Origin of the sequence: Mycobacterium sp. AMU20-3851, from assembly GCF_043974665.1 — a bacterium.
In the GTDB taxonomy this organism is placed as follows: domain Bacteria; phylum Actinomycetota; class Actinomycetes; order Mycobacteriales; family Mycobacteriaceae; genus Mycobacterium.
In genome coordinates this window covers 5,380,850-5,397,354 of the sequence record NZ_CP146371.1, presented here as the reverse complement: position 1 = coordinate 5,397,354, position 16,505 = coordinate 5,380,850, and the positions used below count along the sequence as shown (strand labels likewise).

The 16,505-nt window shown below is 67.3% G+C and carries 17 protein-coding genes; 11 read left to right on the top strand and 6 right to left on the bottom strand.

Features of this window, described 5'->3' with window-relative positions; genetic code table 11:
- Positions 1-23: 23 nt before the first annotated feature.
- Positions 24-1,385, bottom strand: a complete 1,362-nt coding sequence (locus V4U86_RS25865; protein WP_395308699.1) for an LLM class flavin-dependent oxidoreductase — start codon at positions 1,383-1,385, stop codon at positions 24-26.
- Between the two features lie 128 nt (positions 1,386-1,513).
- Here V4U86_RS25865 and V4U86_RS25860 point away from each other — a divergent pair, with 128 nt between their 5' ends.
- Genes V4U86_RS25860 through V4U86_RS25845 form a run of 4 tightly spaced genes read left to right on the top strand, consistent with a single transcriptional unit; the run spans position 1,514 to position 5,991 of the window.
- Positions 1,514-2,866 (top strand): sugar ABC transporter substrate-binding protein, encoded by a 1,353-nt coding sequence (locus tag V4U86_RS25860; RefSeq protein WP_395308698.1) that lies wholly within the window; start codon positions 1,514-1,516, stop codon positions 2,864-2,866.
- A 1-nt stretch (position 2,867) separates the two neighbouring features.
- Positions 2,868-4,451 (top strand): sugar ABC transporter ATP-binding protein, encoded by a 1,584-nt coding sequence (locus V4U86_RS25855; RefSeq protein WP_395308697.1) that lies wholly within the window; start codon positions 2,868-2,870, stop codon positions 4,449-4,451.
- A gap of 4 nt (positions 4,452-4,455) precedes the next feature.
- On the top strand, positions 4,456-5,478 hold the full coding sequence (locus tag V4U86_RS25850; RefSeq protein ID WP_395308696.1) for an ABC transporter permease: 1,023 nt from the start codon (positions 4,456-4,458) through the stop codon (positions 5,476-5,478).
- Between the two features lie 54 nt (positions 5,479-5,532).
- On the top strand, positions 5,533-5,991 hold the full coding sequence (locus V4U86_RS25845) for a PPOX class F420-dependent oxidoreductase (RefSeq protein ID WP_395308695.1): 459 nt from the start codon (positions 5,533-5,535) through the stop codon (positions 5,989-5,991).
- Here the strand turns inward: V4U86_RS25845 and V4U86_RS25840 are convergent.
- Entirely contained in the window at positions 5,988-6,821 is an 834-nt protein-coding gene (locus V4U86_RS25840) for an acyl-CoA thioesterase domain-containing protein (RefSeq protein ID WP_395308694.1), read from the bottom strand. The two genes, V4U86_RS25845 and V4U86_RS25840, sit on opposite strands and share 4 nt — an antisense overlap.
- 80 nt (positions 6,822-6,901) lie before the next feature.
- On the opposite strand from V4U86_RS25840, the gene V4U86_RS25835 reads away from it, so the two are divergent.
- Entirely contained in the window at positions 6,902-7,762 is an 861-nt protein-coding gene (locus V4U86_RS25835) for a LysR family transcriptional regulator ArgP (RefSeq protein WP_395308693.1), read from the top strand.
- Positions 7,763-7,858: 96 nt separating this feature from the next.
- A complete protein-coding gene (locus tag V4U86_RS25830; RefSeq protein ID WP_395308692.1) occupies positions 7,859-8,941 on the top strand; it encodes an IS110 family transposase in 1,083 nt (360 codons plus the stop codon).
- A 299-nt stretch (positions 8,942-9,240) separates the two neighbouring features.
- On the opposite strand, the gene V4U86_RS25825 is transcribed toward V4U86_RS25830, so the two are convergent.
- Together V4U86_RS25825 and V4U86_RS25820 are read right to left on the bottom strand one after the other, a co-directional pair.
- Positions 9,241-10,161: an acyl-ACP desaturase gene (locus tag V4U86_RS25825; protein ID WP_395308691.1), complete on the bottom strand. Its 921-nt coding sequence runs from the start codon at positions 10,159-10,161 to the stop codon at positions 9,241-9,243.
- 82 nt (positions 10,162-10,243) lie between these two features.
- Positions 10,244-11,200 carry a ferritin-like domain-containing protein gene (locus V4U86_RS25820; protein WP_395308690.1) on the bottom strand — a complete coding sequence of 319 codons (957 nt, stop codon included), beginning with the start codon at positions 11,198-11,200 and terminating at the stop codon, positions 10,244-10,246.
- Between the two features lie 214 nt (positions 11,201-11,414).
- On the opposite strand from V4U86_RS25820, the gene V4U86_RS25815 reads away from it, so the two are divergent.
- Positions 11,415-12,002 carry a TetR/AcrR family transcriptional regulator gene (locus V4U86_RS25815; protein WP_395308689.1) on the top strand — a complete coding sequence of 196 codons (588 nt, stop codon included), beginning with the start codon at positions 11,415-11,417 and terminating at the stop codon, positions 12,000-12,002.
- Here the strand turns inward: V4U86_RS25815 and V4U86_RS25810 are convergent.
- Together V4U86_RS25810 and V4U86_RS25805 are read right to left on the bottom strand one after the other, a co-directional pair.
- A complete protein-coding gene (locus V4U86_RS25810) occupies positions 11,992-12,975 on the bottom strand; it encodes an Acg family FMN-binding oxidoreductase (RefSeq protein ID WP_395308688.1) in 984 nt (327 codons plus the stop codon). The genes V4U86_RS25815 and V4U86_RS25810 overlap by 11 nt on opposite strands.
- Positions 12,976-13,023: 48 nt before the next feature.
- Positions 13,024-13,602 (bottom strand): TetR/AcrR family transcriptional regulator, encoded by a 579-nt coding sequence (locus tag V4U86_RS25805; protein WP_395312215.1) that lies wholly within the window; start codon positions 13,600-13,602, stop codon positions 13,024-13,026.
- Between the two features lie 129 nt (positions 13,603-13,731).
- On the opposite strand from V4U86_RS25805, the gene V4U86_RS25800 reads away from it, so the two are divergent.
- The 4 genes from V4U86_RS25800 to V4U86_RS25785 all read left to right on the top strand — a co-directional run bounded on the left by V4U86_RS25800 (position 13,732) and on the right by V4U86_RS25785 (position 16,504).
- Positions 13,732-14,760, top strand: coding sequence for a Rieske 2Fe-2S domain-containing protein (locus tag V4U86_RS25800; protein WP_395308687.1), 1,029 nt, complete (start codon positions 13,732-13,734; stop codon positions 14,758-14,760).
- Positions 14,757-15,836, top strand: a complete 1,080-nt coding sequence (locus V4U86_RS25795; RefSeq protein WP_395308686.1) for an NAD(P)H-dependent amine dehydrogenase family protein — start codon at positions 14,757-14,759, stop codon at positions 15,834-15,836. The genes V4U86_RS25800 and V4U86_RS25795 overlap by 4 nt, the downstream gene beginning before the upstream one ends.
- Before the next feature lie 53 nt (positions 15,837-15,889).
- Entirely contained in the window at positions 15,890-16,150 is a 261-nt protein-coding gene (locus V4U86_RS25790; RefSeq protein WP_395308685.1) for a TetR/AcrR family transcriptional regulator, read from the top strand.
- 66 nt (positions 16,151-16,216) lie between these two features.
- The gene (locus V4U86_RS25785; RefSeq protein WP_395312214.1) at positions 16,217-16,504 is read left to right on the top strand and encodes a hypothetical protein; all 288 of its coding nucleotides are present in this window, start codon (positions 16,217-16,219) and stop codon (positions 16,502-16,504) included.
- Position 16,505: the final 1 nt, after the last annotated feature.

The window sequence follows — 16,505 nt, the reverse complement described above, 5'->3', positions numbered from 1 at the left end:
GGTGGCGGCTGAGACGCCACAGATCACGAGAACGCGCCCCGGTACCGGGCCGCCGGGTGCCGCTCGTTGATCAGGTCGGCGCCGAACAGCTTGGCCCGGACCGATCCGGCGGTGTACTCCCGCTGGGCCAGACCGCGATCCTGCAGCACCGGGATGACGTGGTCGACGAACTCCACATAGCTGCCCGGGATGGTCGCGTTGACGACGTTGATACCGTCCACGCCGGCGTCGCGCCACCGCTGCAACTGATCGGCGATACTCTCCGGAGTGCCGACCACCCGGGAGTTACGGCCTTGCAGCAGACCGAGATCGCGCACCGTGGCCGCTCGTCCCCCGACAGACTCCTGCACCCACTCCACGATGCTGCGGGTGCCATCGGTGTTGGCGATGTCGCCGAGCGGGGTGTCCAGATCGCGACCGCCGAAATCGACGCCGATCGCCCCGGACAGGTGTGCCACCATACCGTCCAGGTCGATGGCCTCGTCCAGCTCGACCTCCTTGCGGCGGGCCTCTTCCTCGGTACTGCCGATGACGAAGTGCAGGCCCTGGAAGAACTTCAGGTCGCCGCGTTTGCGTCCGGCGGCCACCACCCGGCGGCGGGTGTCCTCGATCAGGTCCCGCGCCTGCTCCGGCCCGGGACTGATGATGAACTGGGCCTCCGCGTGGTGTGCCGCGAAATCCCTTCCCGCGGGCGAGGATCCGGCCTGGAACAGAACAGGTGTGCGTTGCGGGGACGGGGCCACCAGATGCGGGCCCTCGACCCGGTACCGCTTGCCGACGTGGTTGATCTTGTGGATCTTGGCGAAGTCGCCGTGTAGTCCGCGTTCGCGGTCCTGCAGCAACGCCCCGTCATCCCAGGAGCCCTCCCACAGTTTGTAGGTGACGTCGACGTACTCGTCGGCCCAGCGGTAGCGCTCGTCGTGTTCCTCCAACCCGTCGTAACCGAAGTTGCGGGCCGCGTTCTCCAGTGCGCTGGTCACGATGTTCCACGCGATGCGGCCGTTGGAGGCATGGTCGAGGGTGGAGATCTTACGGGCGAAGTTGAACGGATGGTCCTGGATCACCGAGCTGGTGACGGCGATACCGAGGTCGGTGGTGTTGTACGCAATGGCCGAGGCGATGACGCTCGGATCATTGCTGGGGATCTGCAGACCGGCCTGCACGTACTTCTCATAGGAGCCGCCGTAGTCGCCGTACAGGCCCACCACATCGGCGAAGAAGATGAAGTCGAACCGGCCCCGCTCAAGGACCTTCGCCAGCGCAACCCAGTGTTCCAGGGAATTGAAGTCGGTCTGGCCGGCGTCGGGGCGACGCCACAATCCCTGCAGGATGTGTGAGGTCGTGTTCATCACGAACGCGGAGAAATGCAGGTGCGAGGTGGACATCTGGGCGAATCTCGCAACCAAACACTGACCGCGACAACAGTTTTACTCACCGTGCGTTGCAGTCACGGTAATTATTACCCTGCGCCAGACGCTCGGCAGATCGGTTCGCTCCGACTACCTTCTGCCCGATGACTTCCGACAACAGCGGCCCTTCGCGGCGCGCCGTCGACTCCGTGATGGAGCGTCTGGACACCTATGGCATCGGACGCCGGCAGTTCGTGAAACTGCTGGCCGGTAGCACCGCCGCGCTGGCAGGTGTCGGGGCGCTGTCCGCGGTCGGCCGCCGTGACGCCGCCCGCGGCGGCGCAGTCGCCTACACCGACGGCCAGTTCGCACTGCTCAACTGGTCGTCCACCGGCGACTACCAAGTCCAGTGGGGCCGGGCCTTCCAGGACGCGGCCAGCCAGCTCGGCTATCAGAGCGTGGTGCTGGACGGCAAGAACGACGCCGCCGTACAGTCCAACCAGTTCAACCAGTTGCTCACCCAGAAGACCACCGCGATCTTCGTCGGCCTCAATGACGCCGGCGCGCTGCCGACGCTGGCCCACGATGCCAACGAGAACGGCGTGCTCTTCCAGGCGGCCTGGAACTCGCCGGCCTGGTACACCCCCTGGCACAGCGATGTCGACGGTGACAAGTACACGACCTTCCTGATGCCCGACGAGTACGTGTCGGTGGGCAAGGCCGTGGATGTGCTGGCCCGCAAGATCGGCGAAGAGGGCACCATCGTCCGGGTCGGCGGGTACTACCCGTCCATCGACGGCTGCGAGGTGCAGCGCCGGCTCGCCGTGCACGACACCCTCAAGAAGTACCCGAAGATCAAGTTCGCCGGGGAGCTGCACGCCAAGTACGACGCCGACCTGTCCCAGCGGGCGGCCGCCTCGCTGCTGGCCCGCTACCCGGATACCCGCGGCATCGTGGCCGTCAACGATGACGCGGCCACCGGTGTGGTGGCCGGTATCGAGGCGGCCGGCAAGGTGCCCGGTAAGGACGTCTTCGTGGTGGGTGCCAACGGTTCCACCGCCGGAATCGACCGGATCGTCGCGGGCACCCAGCTGGCCACCACCGGTAATGTGCCGGCCTACCCGTCCTTCTTCACCCTGGCCCAGTTCCACGACCGCCTGCAGGGCTGGAAACCCGAAGCAGCAGAACGGTTCTACGGCTGGCACGCCGAGATCATCACCGCCGACAACGTGCACAAGTTCAAGAGCCGGTTCGTCGACGGGCCGATCGCCGAATCCTTCGATGTCCGGCTGTTGTCGCGCACCCTGCACCCGGACGACTTCGACCTGCAGTTCGACGGCTACCCGGTCGAGGATCTGGAGACGATCTGGCCCGGGGTACCGAAACCGGCCGGCTTCGAATACCCCGAGTCCTATCTGAATGCCCAACGCAACGGCGATTTCGACCGGATCCGCACGCTCTACAAGGACCACTACCGCACACCGGTTCTCGGTCCGTCCCCGTACAGGAAGGTGTGATGTGACTGCCCTGCAAGACCAACCGCGGTTGGCCGCCCACGACATCGTCAAGACCTTCGGTGCCAACCGGGCCCTCAAGGGCGTGCACCTCACCGTCGGTGACGGTGAGGTGGTCGGGTTGATCGGGGAGAACGGTGCCGGCAAGAGCACCATTCTCAACATCGTCTCCGGGGTGCTGCCGTTCGACTCGGGCACCCTGCAGCTCGACGGACGCGACATCGCGCCGAAGTCCTATCAGGACGCCAACAGACTCGGCATCTTCCGGGTGTTCCAGGAGGCGAACCTGGTGGACACCCTGCCGGTCTACCAGAACGTGTTCTTCGGCTGGGAGCACCTGTTCCGCACCCGGCTCGGGGGGCTGGACCTCCGTGCGCTGCGCCGGGCGGCGGCCAGAGCGCTGGAATCTGCCGGGGTCGACGGTGCCGACGTATCGGCCGCCACGGGCCAGCTGGCTCCCGGGCAGAAGCAGAGCCTGGACATCGCCAGGGTCACCGCGCTGGCCGAGCTGCTCGAGGTCGAGCGCCCGGTGGTGCTGTTCGACGAACCGACCACCGCACTGGACTCCGAGCACGAGGACAACTTCCTGCTGCTGCTCAAACGGCTGCGCGGCACCGCGGCCGTCGTGTTCGTCTCGCATCGGCTGCCCGAGATCATCGAAACCACGGACCGGATCACGGTTTTCAAGGACGGCGAATCGGTCGCCGACCGCCCCACCCAAGGCACCGACGAGAGTGAACTGCACCGGCTGATGGTCGGCCGGCTACGCACCGAGAACTACTACCGCGAGCACACCCAGATCGACATTGCCCCGCAGACCCCGGCCCGGCTGGTCGTCGAATCCGTCGCCGGCGCGGGCGTGCTGCGGGAGGCCACCCTGACGGTGGCGCCCGGGGAGATCCTCGGCCTGGCCGGCACCGAGGGATCCGGTAAGCGGGTACTCGGCGAGATCATTGCCGGCGCCGTGCGGCCGACCGCGGGACGGGTGCTGCTCGACGGGCGGGAGATCACCGGGGATATCGGCGAGCATGTGCGGGCCGGCATCGCCTACGTACCCCCGGACCGGTCGGAAAAGGGCCTGGTCACCTCGTCCTCCATCGTCGAGAACATCCAATTGTCGTCACTGCACGATCTTTTCGCCACCCGCAGGGTCGGGCTGTGGGCGGTCGGGCGGGCCCGTAAGGTCGCCGAACAGTACGTCGACGAACTCGGCATCGTCGCGCAGGGCATCGACGCACCGGTGTCCTCGCTGTCGGGCGGGAACGCGCAGAAGGTGCTGATCGCCAAATGGCTGCTGCGCAAACCGGATGTGCTGGTGCTCGACGAACCCACCCAGGGCGTGGACACCGGTGCCCGCGAGGGCATCTACGACCTGCTGCGTCAGGTCGCCGCCGACGGCACCGCAATCGTCCTGGTCAGCGACGACCTGCCCGAGCTGATCGGGCTGTCCAACCGGATCGCCGTCGTCACCGAGGGACGCCTGGTGGCCACCGTCGACGCACCGGCCGGTGCCAAACCCGATGAACACGATCTCGTCGCGCTGATGATCCCCGGCGCCCTGACCCCCGTACCCACCACCACCGGATGAGGCCATGACCGCTGAATTGACACTTCCCGCACCCACTCCCGACGCGCCCACCGAGCGGCCCGCGGCACGCGGGTCCCTGTTCGGCCGACTCAACGTCGTGCGCGACCTGCTTCCGCTGGCAGCGCTGCTGGCCCTGTTCGTGTTCTTCTCGGTGCGTGCCGAGGCGTTCCTGTCCGCGGCCAACCTCACCCTGATCAGCGGGCAGGCCGGCATCCTGTTGCTGGCCTCCCTCGGAGCGACGCTGGTGATCATCGCCGGGAGCGTCGACCTGTCGGTCGGGTCCATCGCCCTGCTCACCGGGGCGGTGGTCGCTCTGTCGATCAACACGGGCTTCGGCAACCCGATCGTGGTGCTGCTCATCGCGATTGCGGTGGGTGCGCTGATCGGGCTGATCAACGGGGTGGTGTTCGCCTACGGCCGGGTGCCGTCGTTCATCGCCACCCTGGGCACCCTGTCGCTGTTCGCCGGCATCGGGCTGTCCATCCTGCAGGGCAGCACCATCAACTTCACCAACCAGGCGGTCCGCGACCTCGCGATCGGACAGTTCATCCCGAATGTGCAGAACGCCGCGCTGATCGCGCTGGCCGCCTTCCTGGTGGTGTGGTTCTTCGCCCGGCGTACCCGGCTGGGCCTGTATGTCTATGCCGTCGGTGGCAACGAGCGGGTCGTCGAACTGGCCGGTGTGCGCACCCGCCGGGTCAAGGTGTTGATCCTGATCCTGTCCGGCATCACCGCCGGGCTGGCCGGACTGCTGCTGACCGCCCAGTTGGGCGCTGCCGGGCCCTCATTGGGCTCGACCATCCTGCTGGATTCCATCGCGGCGATCGTGATCGGCGGCACCGCGCTGTCCGGCGGTGTCGGCGGAGTCGGGCGCACCGTGCTGGGCGTGCTGATCCTGACCGTGCTGTCCAACGGGCTCAACCAGATCGGCGCCGCCGACTACACCCAGACCATCATCAAGGGTCTGGTGATCATCGTCGCCGCGGTCTTCACGATGGCCTCACAGCGCAAGCTCATCGTGAAGTAGCGCGGGTGGTCCTGCCCCGGGTCAAAGGTCGCGTGCGCGCCTAAGATCGAGTACATGTCCCCCCGGTACGCGACCGCCGACAAGGTATCCCTCGATGAGCTGCTGGAGTTCGTTCGTCCGCGGCACCGGATGGTGCTCACCACCTTCCGCGCCGACGGGTCGCTGCAGAGTTCCCCGGTCACCGGCGGGGTCGATGACCAGGGCCGGCTGGTCATCGCCAGCTACCCGCAGCGCGCCAAATCGGTGAACATCAGCCGCAATGCGCGGGCCAGCGTGACGGTACTGTCCGACGAGTTCCACGGCCCCTATGTCCAGGTCGACGGTGACGCCGAACGCATCGACCTGCCCGATGCGGTGGAACCGCTGGTGGACTATTTCCGCTCGGTCGCCGGGGAGCACCCGGACTGGGACGAGTACCGCCAGGCCATGGTCGACCAGCGGAAGTGCCTGTTGCGCATCACTCCCCGCAGCTGGGGTCCCGTGGCCACCGGTGGCTTCCCACCACCGGCCTAGGACGGACGCTGGTATTTGCCCTTCGGGTCGAAATTGGCGTTGGTGATCGCGGTGGACAGCCCGGAACCGATCGGACCGAGGTGATCGAACAGTCCGGCGGATCCGGTGGCCACACCGTCGGCGCTGGTGTGGGTCAACGCCGCGAGGCCGATGTACGGCCCGTCCGGTAGCCGGCTCAGCGCCAGCGTGTAGTCGGCGTTGATGAACGCCAGGCCGGAGGTGCTGAAGTTGGTCATCGAACTGGTGACGTCGACGGCCATCGCCGCCCGGATGAACGGTGTCAGCTCCTCGCCGTCCACCAGGTCCCGGAACTCGCGGATCCAGGCGTACCGCGGACCCGCCTGCTGCCAAGGGAATTCGAGACCGTTGGAGTCGCCGGCGGCGCCGTAGGCACGGATGAACATCGGTATCGTGTCGTCGATCTGTTCGGGTTCCTCCGGGATCGGTGGAAGCTCGACCGGGGTGCTCCAGAACTCGCCGTCGGGTTGGGTGCTGCGGCGCAGGTAGAGCGCCGAGGCGCGCGCAACGAGGACGCCGTCCTGGGTCATGGCGGCATCCACCGACCGCATCCGGCCGCCGGCGCGCACCACCGTGGCATCGACCCGCAGGGGTTCGGTCGCCACCCGGCGCAGGATCTCCACCGTCAGCCGGGCCGGGTGCAGGGTGGCGCCCTCGGCCTCCGCGTCGACCTGGGTCTCGATGGCGCGGGCGAGCAGTCCGCCGACCACCTGGCCGCCGAGGGTGGGTCCCCAGCCGCCGTGCGCGATCGGGTTGGGGACCAACTCGTCGCCACGCCGGGTGAGAAAGGGCGTCGCTGCGGTGCGCGTCATGGATTTCCTTCTCTGCTGAAATGGCTACCGTTGATGCAACGGTAGCCTGTGCGACCCGTCGTCTGGTTTAGCCTGGGCGCATGAAGCTGGACGGGCAGCAACTGGCTGCCTTCGCCGCGGTCATCGAGCTGGGCAGCTTCGATGCCGCGGCCGAGCGTCTGCATGTCACTCCGTCGGCGATCAGTCAACGGATCAAGGCCCTGGAACAACGGGTCGGCCAGGTGCTGGTGGTCCGTGAAAAGCCGTGCCGGGCAACCGCGGCCGGAGTTCCGCTGCTGCGGTTGGCGGCCCAGACGGAGATGCTGGAGGCCGAGGCGCTGGCCGAGACGGCGGGCGGTTCGACCGACCGGACCCGCATCGCGATCGCGGTCAACGCCGATTCGATGGCCACCTGGTTCCACACCGTCCTCGCGCGACTTCCAGCGGTGCTGCTCGACATCCGCATCGAGGATCAGGATCATTCGGCTCGGCTGCTGCGCGAGGGCGCGGTGATGGGCGCGGTGACCACCGAACGGACCGCGGTGCCGGGTTGCCGGGTGCAGCCGCTCGGGGTGATGCGCTACGTCCCGGTGGCCACCGCACAGTATGTGCGTGCGCACCTGCCCGACGGGTTCACCGCTCCGGCGGTGGCCGCCGCTCCGTCACTGGCGTGGAACCTCGATGATGCGTTGCAGGACAATCTGGTTCGCAAGGTCTTCCGGCGCCCGATCGACCGACCGGTGCATTATGTGCCCACCGCGGAAGGCTTCGGCGCCGCGGTGCGCGCCGGGCTGGGCTGGGGTATGTACCCCGAACAGTTGGTCACCGCGGACTTCGTGCGGGTCGCCGACGCCCATCTCGATGTGCCGCTGTTTTGGCAGAGCTGGAAGCTGGACAGCGCCCTGGTGAGCGGGGTGGGTGCGGCCGTCCGGCACGCGGCGGCCGGCTTGCGTGCCCGCTAGACGGTATGGGGAGGCTGGGGCCTCACTGCATGTGAACGTGGGTTGCCGACAGGAATTGGGTCCTGGCCGGTAGAGCCACAGATGTAGGAGGCCCCAGTGGTAGCTCAGCGTACGAGTGTTGGTTTGGATGTGCACGCACGTTCGGTGGTTGCGTGCGGGTTGGACCGCGAAACCGGTGAAATCACGGAACGGCGGTTGACGCCGGATCACCGCGAGATCCTGGGTTGGATTGCGGACTTGCCGGGCCCGGTGGCGGTGACCTATGAGGCCGGCCCGACGGGGTTTGGTCTGGCCCGAGCGTTGGAGATGGCCAACATTGAGTGTCAGGTTGCTGCGCCGTCGAAGTTGATCCGTCCGGCTGGGGACCGGGTCAAGACCGATGCTCGCGATGCCGCGCATCTGGCGCGGTTGCTGCATCTGGGTCAAATCACCGCTGTCACGGTCCCCACAGCCAGCCAGGAAGCGGCCCGCGATCTGGTGCGGGCTCGGGAGGACTGCCGCGGCGATCTGATGACCGCGCGACATCGGATCTCCAAACTGCTTCTGCGCCAGGGAATCGTCTACTACGACGGGAAGGCCTGGACCATGCGGCACGAGTTGTGGCTGCGCCGGCAGCGCTTCGGCAGTCCGGCATTGCAGTTGACCTACGACGCATCCTTCGACGCCATGGCCGCCTGCGTAGACCGTCGTGAACGTCTCGAGGCGGCGATCGAGGCGATGGCAGCTGACAGTGAGTTCACCCCGGTGGTGCGACGGCTGGGCTGCCTACGGGGGATCGCCACGCTGACCGCGTTCGGACTGGCCACCGAGATCGGGGATTGGCACCGGTTGACCGGGCGAACGATCGGCGCCTACCTGGGCCTGGTTCCCTCGGAACACTCCTCTGGCGCGAGCCGGGCCCAGGGCGCGGTGACCAAGACTGGCAATGGACACGCCCGGCGCCTGCTGGTCGAGGCGGCCTGGCACCACCGGGCCCCTTATCGGCCTGGAACGGTGTTGCGGCGCCGCTGGGAGCTGGCCTCGCCGGCCGCCAAGGCGCGTGGCCAGGCTGCCAACCGGCGGCTGCATCAGCGGTGGGCCCATTTCGATCAACGAAAGAAACGTTCCGTGGTCGCCAACATGGCCGTGGCCCGCGAACTGGCCGGCTGGTGCTGGTCACTGGCGGTACTCGACGAGTAGTCACCCATGAACGTCCAGGTCGGAATGCTTGGTGGAGACGGCAGCGTCTTGGAGTGACCCACGAGCGGTCTATGAGCAATCGCGTTTTCCGACAACGTGATCACGCTCGATGCTAGATGGCGGTCAACTCCGACTCGAAAGTCCCGTCCTGCGGTAACCAACCCGCGCATATCAGACTGACAACGCGTCGACATGACACGCTCGACACCACCAAGCACTTACCTGGCCAACGAAGCGGCGGCCGTAGCGACGGTTACGGCCGCCGCTTCACCCTGCCCCTTGACAATCAGCTCCCCATATCAGACCGGTGCGCTGACCGCGCGCTGGGCCGCCTTGTCTTCGTAGAACCGGGCGCGCTCGTCGACGGCGTCGAGGAACTGGGCGAGCTCGGTGCGGGCCCGTTCGCCGTCCGGGCCGAAATCGGTGCGTTCGAAGATCCGCCAGAAGCGCAGCACCGGTTGCAGCACGTCGTCGTGGTGGATGCGCAGGTCGTAGATGCCGGCCTTGGCGATCAGGATCGAGTTCTCCCGGAAGTCGGCCATCCCGGCGCCCGGCATGGCGAAACCGACGACCTCGTCGCGGATTGCCGCCATCGCGGCGTCGGGCGCGATGTCCAGCGCGGCCGCCATCAGGTTGCGGTAGAAGACCATGTGCAGGTTCTCGTCCGCGGCGATCCGGGCGAGCAGTTGATCGGCGATGGGGCAGCCGGAGGCGCGCCCGGTGTTGCGGTGCGACACCCGGGTGGCGAGCTCCTGGAACGATACATAGGCCAGTGCGGCCAGCGGTGTCTTGTCCCCGGAGTCGTATCCGGCGATGGTGTGCGCCATCCGCAGCGCCTCCAGCTTGGACGGGTCCACCCCGCGGGTGACCACCAGGTAGTCGCGCAGTGCGATGCTGTGCCGGCCCTCCTCGGCCGTCCACTGGCCGACCCAGGTGCCCCACGCGCCATCGCGCCCGAATCGGGTGGCGATCTCACGGTGATAGGAGGGCAGGTTGTCCTCCGTGAGCAGGTTGACCGTGAGTGCGGCCTTGGCGACCGGGTCGAGCGGGGAGTCCTCCGGTTGCCAGTCTTCCCCGCCCAGGAAAGCGAAGTCCCTTCCGCGGCTCCACGGGACGTAGTCGTGTGGCTCCCAGGGTTTGGCCATTCCGAGATGGCGCTCGAGGTTCTGCTCGACGATGGGTTCCAACTCGTGTAGCAGGCCGGTCTGGACATCCGTCATGATGCGACTCCCTTCACAGCAAGTAACCTACGGTTCCGTAGGTTACGGTACCGTAGGTTACTCGCCGAGTCGACGGTTCGGGCTAGCTGATCCCGACGATCTCCTGGGCGATGGCGCTCAGCCGCGACTGTGCCGCGGACACCACGCGCTGGCGGTTCTTGTGGAACTCTTCGTAGGCGATGATCACCCGGATGTCGGCCGGCTCGGTCAATTCCTTCACGGCGGCCACCGCATCGTTGACGTTGAGGTCGTCGTAGCCGGTGATCGGCAGTTCGTCGGACTCCAGGACCCCGGCGTTCCCGCGCAGGGTGTGCAGCGCGTCGGCGACGTCGTCGGCGCCCTCGCGGCGGCTCACCTTCTCCGCGGCCGACAGCGCGGCGTCGCGGGAGGCGGACAGCGTCTTGGCGGCGATCTCGCCGGCGTGCCCGCCGCGGGCCAGCGCGTCGTCGACGGCCGGACGGGTCGCGCGAACCGTGGTCAACAGTCGATCGACGGCGCGGGTCGCCAGGATGCCGGGCAGATTGGCGATCTTGACGGCGGCGCCGGCGGCGGCCTGAATCGGGGTGCGGCGCAGGGCCGCCGGACCACCGAGTGCCTCTTCAGCCAGGATGGTGGTCAGCCACAGCACGGTCGCGCTGTGTGCCTCGATCAGCGAATCGGCAAGATCGGCGACCTCCCGGTACCCGCCCGCGACGGCCAGTGACTTCAGGTAGCGGGCGCGGTCGACGAGCTGGTGCTCCAGCGCCAGGTCGCCCAGCAGGGCTTCGGCGAACGGCTCGGCCTGCTCGGTGAGTGCCTTGACGGTGGCGGCGGCGCGGCCCAGGAACGGTCCGATGATGTCGGGGGAGCCCCCGAGGTCGCGGATGGTCGCCTCGATCAACGCGGCGCGCGTGCGGGCGTTCTCCGCATTCTGCGCGAGTTCCTCGCGGACCGCCTCCGTACGGGCCTGTCCGGTCCGCACCTCGGCAATCTGGATCTCCGTGCTGGTGAGTTCCAGGACGGTACGCAAATTGGTGATCAGTGTGGTGGTGTCGGTCATGACGATGTCCCCTTGTATTTCGTGCTGTCTGGTGTGTGCTGTCGTTCCCAGCGCCAGAAGCGCTCCCCGTCCGACTACCCGTCGTGGCCGGGCCTGACACGAAATGTCGCAAGTATGTGGTCCAGGTCTCGTTCATTTCCGCCACGCCGCTTATAACGATCGTAATAACCGCAGCTGGTCGCCTATTATGACGACTGTCATAGGAGGTGGGCGGGTGCAGCCGAACGACAATGCCCGGCAGCGGATGGTGGCGGGCGCGGCAGACATGCTGGGCACCCGCGGGTTGAACGCGACCGGTGTGCGCGACGTGGCCAAGCACGCCGGTGCGCCGCTGGGCTCGGTGTACCACTACTTCCCCGGCGGGAAAACGCAGCTGGCGGCCGAGGCGGTGCGCTGGGCCGATGAGCAGACCGCCGAGGTGCTCGCCCGGTCAGCGGCCGAGGGGCCGGCCACCGTCGTCCGCGACCTTCTCGACATGTGGCGGAACATCCTGCTGGACGGCGACTTTCGGCGCGGATGTCCGGTGCTGGCCGTTGCGGTGGAGGATCTGCCGGGCGATGACACGGCGCCGCGGGATGCCGCCGTGTTCGCGTTCAGTGCCTGGTCGACACAGATCGCCCGAGCGTTGCGCGCCACCGGCGTGGAGCACGGCACGGCGACCGGCACCGCGACGCTGGTCATCGCCGCGGTGGAGGGCGCGGTGGCGATGAGCCGGGCCGAGCGCAGCACCGAGCCGCTGGACCGGGTTGGTGCCCAGTTGCAGCAGCTGATCGCCGGTCTGGGAGCTCCGCTCAGACCTTGACCCGCAGTACGTCAGGCAGCGAGCGGCGCGGTGTGGGGGGCGGCACCTCGTCGAGTTCCGGGACGCGGCCGATGCGGACCACGACCTGCGGGTAGGGCCGGTCGACCAGGGCGCCGACGATGTCGCGGCTGGCCTGCACCTCGGTGAGGTGGCTCAGGGTGCACGACGCGAGACCGGCCATGGTGGCGTCCAGCAGCAGGGCCGAGAGCGCTTCACCGCACCGCAGCAGATCGGCCCGGGTGTCCCCCAATGCGGAGATCACCACGAGCTGGGCGGTGTCCTCGGCGACGGTCCGCCGGCGTTCCCGGTTCTGGGTGACCGGGAACGACCGCCCCACATCCACTCGATCGGCCTCGGCAGCCGAAACCAGCGAGCTGTGCGGGATCCCGTCGGTGACCTCGAACGGCGATGTCCACCAGTCGATCTCGTGATGGTAGGCGGCATCGTAGAGACGCAGGGCATCGGTGAGCTGGGAGGCGTCGGCGACGGTCGGCCGGTCGGTGGGGGAGATGACGTCAACCGCGGCATCGGGGCCGAGGGTCTGTCGGAGCAACAACTCGAACGAGTCCCAGTTCTCCGGTGCCGACATCGGCAGCCGGTCGGTGCGCCGCGACAGGATGGCATCGGCGCGGCGCTTGTGCCCCTCGGCGACGGCGACCGGTGCCCCGAAGGTGATGGTGGCCAGGTGATGGTGATCGTTCGGATTGGGATAGCGCTGCACCCGGGCATCCAGGCCCGCCGCAGCCGCAGCGACCCGGAAGTGGTCGAGCGCTGCGCCACAACTGATCACGGCTTGCCGGCCACTGCTGTCGGTGGCCACCAGCCGGTCGGCGTCGATCCACAGCTGCACGCCCTCGCGGGAGATGATCCACCGCCACGGCTGGCTGTTGTGATACGACGGGGCGCGGCAGGCGAGCTCGATCGCGTCCTCGATGATCTTCAGCGGTGCCAAGGTGGGCGAAGTTGTTGCCATGACCCAATTCTGTGCCTGCCCGGCACCGGTGAGTAGGGCCGGAAGTCCCTAACTCGCGCGATGCGCCGGCCCGGAATTCTGCAGGTACGCGACGATCGCGTTGGACAGCGCGCGCCGTGCCTCGTCGAGGTCGATATAGGACCCGAGTTGACGTTCGGAGGTGATGCCGCGCATCGCTCCCGGGATGAACAGGGCCACTTCCCGAACCCGTGCCGGATCCACGTCGAGGTCGGCAAAGGCGTTCTGGCAATCGGTGATCCACGTCTTCTGCCAGGACGCCAGCTCGGCGGCGGTCTGCGGGAAGTGTTGTTCGAGTTCGGCGCGGTCGCGGGGGAGCGCGGCACGCAGGTTCTCGATGGCCCGCGAGTCGGTGGTGTCGAGGCCGTCGTACATGACGTCGAGGATCGCGGCCACTCGCCGGCTCAGTGCGCCGTGCGGTGCGGCGTGCGACGGCATCGCGCCCCGGCGCTGGGCGGTGTGGCGCAGCACCGCGGCCCACAGCCCGTCGATATCGCCGAACTGGTACTTGACCGTGCCCCAGGTGGCGCCGGCGTCCTTGGCGATGCGGTTGCCCGAGACCGACCCCGGGGCTCCGGATGCCAACGCCCGCAACGCGGCATCGAGCATGCTCTCGCGGGTGGCCTGCCCCCGGCGATTGGCGCGGCGACCGCTGGGGACGGGCACCACGGCTTCGCTCACGCGGGCGATGCTACGCGACTATTGACTTTGATAGAACCCTCTGTGATTCTGAGCGCCATGGCAAAGCCACCGCTGTCGATGAAGCCGACGGGCTGGTTCCAGGTGGCCTGGTCGGACGAGATCGGCGCCGGCGACGTTCATCGGATGACGTACTTCGGCGAGGAGATGGTCGCCTGGCGCGCGCAGTCCGGCCGATTGACGGTGATGAACGCCTACTGCGAGCACCTCGGCGCGCACCTCGGCTATGGCGGACACGTCGAAGGCGAGGTGCTGCAGTGCCCGTTCCACGGATGGCAGTGGAGCCATGAGGGCCGCAACGTCTGCATCCCGTACCAGGAGCGACCCAACCGCGGGCGCCGGATGCGCACCTACCCCGTAGTGGAGCGCAATTCCTCGGTCTACATCTGGCACGACGTGCTGGGCCGCGAACCGTTCTTCGACGCCCCCGACATCTTCGCGGACTTCGGTGAGCGCACCGCCAACGACTACTACCCGCAGCAGCGCCTCTTCCGTCGGGGACTGGAGTTGCACCCGCAGTACGTGCTCGAAAACGGGGTGGACTTCGCCCATTTCAAGTTCGTGCACCAGACCCCGATCGTTCCGGTGTTCACCCGGCACGACTTCGCGCAACCGGTGTCCTATGTCGACTTCACCATCACCTTCGAGGGTGACGACGGCCAGTCCATCGACGACGTGAACAGCGGGGTCGAGGCGATCAATGGTGGACTCGGCATCGCCGTCACCAAGAGTTGGGGCATGGTCGACAACCGAACCATCTCGGCGGTCACCCCGGTCGACGAGTCCACCTCCGATGTCCGGTTCATGGTCTACATCGGCCGCACCCCGGGCCGCGACGACCAGCGCACCGAGGACCGGGCCCGCGAGTTCGGCGAGGAGGTCATCCGGCAGTTCACCCAGGACATCCACATCTGGTCACACCAGCGCTATTCGGATCCACCCGCGCTGGCCACCGCCGAGTACGAGGGGTTCACCGCGATTCGCAAGTGGGCCATGCAGTTCTATCCCGATGGTCTCGGTGGCAGTGCCGCAGACCTGGCACGCGTGAGGAAGGCCGACACCCTATGACCAGCAACCCGACCCGCATCTTCCAGGTTGCCACCGGCAACGTGGGCACCGAGATGATCAAACGGATCGCCGCACATCCCGATCTGGAACTGATCGGACTGCACTGCTACAGCCCCGAGAAAGTGGGCCGCGACGCCGGCGAGATCGCCGGACTGGCACCCAACGGCGTCATCGCGACCGGTTCGGTCGACGAGATCATCGCGGCCAGGCCCGATGTGCTGACATTCCACGGGGTCTTCCCCGATGAGGATCTCTACGTCAAGGTGCTCGAAGCCGGTATCAACATCGTGACAACTGCCGACTGGATCACCGGCTGGCACCGCGACACCAATCACCCGCATCCCTCCGGGCGTCCGGTCAGCGAGGTGCTTGCCGAGGCCGCCGCCAAGGGCGGCGCGACGTTCTACGGCACCGGAATGAATCCCGGCCTGAATCAGATTCTGGGCGTGGTGTGTTCGGCGGATGTGGCCGAGATCGAGAACGTCACCACGATCGAATCGGTGGATGTGTCCTGCCACCACTCCGCAGACACCTGGAAGGAGGTCGGCTACGGACTTCCGGTGGACAACCCGCGGCTACCGGACATGCTGGAGCGCTACACCCGGGTGTTCGCCGACAGCGTGCTCCTGATGGCCGACTGTTTCGACGTGCAGCTCGACGAGGTGAAGTTCAGCTATGAACTCGGGGCCACCACCAAGGACGTCGACCTGGGCTGGTACCAGCTGCCCAAGGGCTCGCTCGGGGGCAGCTACATCAAGTATCAGGGCATGGTCGCCGGTGTGCCCAAGATCGAGACCCATCTGGAATGGCAGATGACCCCGCACACCGACCCGAGCTGGGATATCAAGGGCTGCTACATAACTCAGATCCAGGGTGATCCGTGCGTCTACAACAAGCACATGATCTTTCCCAAGCCCGGCGTGGATCTGTCGGACCCGGCCAGTTTCGCCTCGATCGGGATGACGGTGACCGGGCTGCCCGCGCTGAATGCCATCCGGTCGGTGGTCGCCGCACCCCCGGGGCTGCTCACCAGTGCCGACCTGCCGTTGCGGGCCTTCGTTGGCAGGTTCAAGTAGCCGGGGTGGCATTGACTTTACGGCTGTTTATTTACGTATGTTAAGTTCCACCGGTGGGCAGTCCGGTGCGGAAACGCAATGCGCGGGGATCGGGTGCGCTGCTGCGCGCCGAGATCCTGACCGCCGCCTGTGAGCTGCTGGACGCCGCAGACCGCGAATCCGATCTCACCTTGCGGGGAATAGCCTGTGCGGCAGGGATCTCCGCGCCCGCGATCTACGCCCATTTCGAGCACCGGGACGCCATTCTGTCGGCCATCGCCGAACAGAGCTGGCAGCAGGTGGTCGCCGACATCCGTGCCGAGGCGCCTGCGTAGGATTCGGCCCGCGACCGGTTGCACCGCGGCTGCCAGGTCTACGTGGCGTTCGCGCAGCGCCACCCGATGCGCTACGCGTTGATGACTCAGACCGCCGGGCCGTCCCCGTCCGCGCGCGAGGCACTCGGGGTGCTCACCGCCGCCTTGGCGCACTGTCGGCAACGCCCGGGAACGCATCCGGGTGCGGGACGTATCGCCGCGGCGTTGTCCACCGCCCTGCACGGGGTCGCGATGCTCAACCGCACCGATGTCCCTGCCATGTGGCTCAGCGATGCGAGCTCCGACGATGTGCTGCGCACCCTGGTCGACGGCGCCATCGCCCAACTGAACGAAGAACTGGATGACGAAGCGTAAA